Origin of the sequence: Vibrio sp. 10N.222.49.A3 (assembly GCF_041475145.1) — a bacterium.
Taxonomy (GTDB): Bacteria; Pseudomonadota; Gammaproteobacteria; order Enterobacterales; family Vibrionaceae; genus Vibrio; species Vibrio tasmaniensis_A.
This window is the reverse complement of the sequence record NZ_JBFRVM010000342.1, coordinates 1-705: the sequence shown is the minus strand read 5'-3', so window position 1 is coordinate 705 and position 705 is coordinate 1. Positions and strand designations below refer to the sequence as shown.

The following is a 705-nucleotide window of genomic DNA, read 5'->3' as shown; positions in this document are numbered from 1 at the left end:
TTTATGGCGCGTTTACGCTTAATCGCTTTTAATGCACTGGTTTTAACTTTGCCTAAAATAACTTTTGGATTGTCCGACACTTTACCAAGGTATGGAAGCTCAACACCTTTTGCATCGATGAAGATATTACTATTTTCACTACTCACTATGAAGTCTACAACGTTCACCCCCTCAGGGAGTTGGTCACCAAGCAAGTTTTCATCAACGTACTCACAGCCTGAAAAGTTCAATCCTCTATATAAATAGGATTCAAAAACCTTCCCAAAGCCATCCATAAATGATTGAGGGTTTTCATTTTTTAATAGATCATAAACATAGCCTTCAATGCTTCTCAAAAATACATAGAGATTCAAACAAGTATACTTGCCATCGTATCTCACTAATGGAAACCTCAAAAAAGGGGTTTGTTCGTACCATTCAGAGTATGTGCCATTCGAGTAGTCGTTATTTTGGACTTGGCCTTTAATTCTGTGTAAATCAATAGACAGTGCAATTAGTGTTTGCTCAAGGTTAGCGCGACCGACTTTTTCAAAAATGATTTCAAAATCACTTACAGACACTGACTTACTTTTCATAAAAGCGGCATAAATGACTAAACAACACTTATTGAAATCACAAATGTCTACACCTGTTAACTCCTTGAACCTAGTTTGAATTCTGTGATTATTTGGTAACGCAGAAAACAATATGATCCGCACCAGCAGT

1 protein-coding gene is annotated in these 705 nt (G+C 36.7%); it reads right to left on the bottom strand.

All coding sequences use genetic code 11. The annotated features are described in order from the left end of the window. On the bottom strand, positions 1 to 560 hold a 560-nt coding region (locus AB4589_RS25505), incomplete at its 3' end, for a hypothetical protein (protein WP_372101967.1). Positions 561 to 705 lie beyond the last annotated feature (145 nt).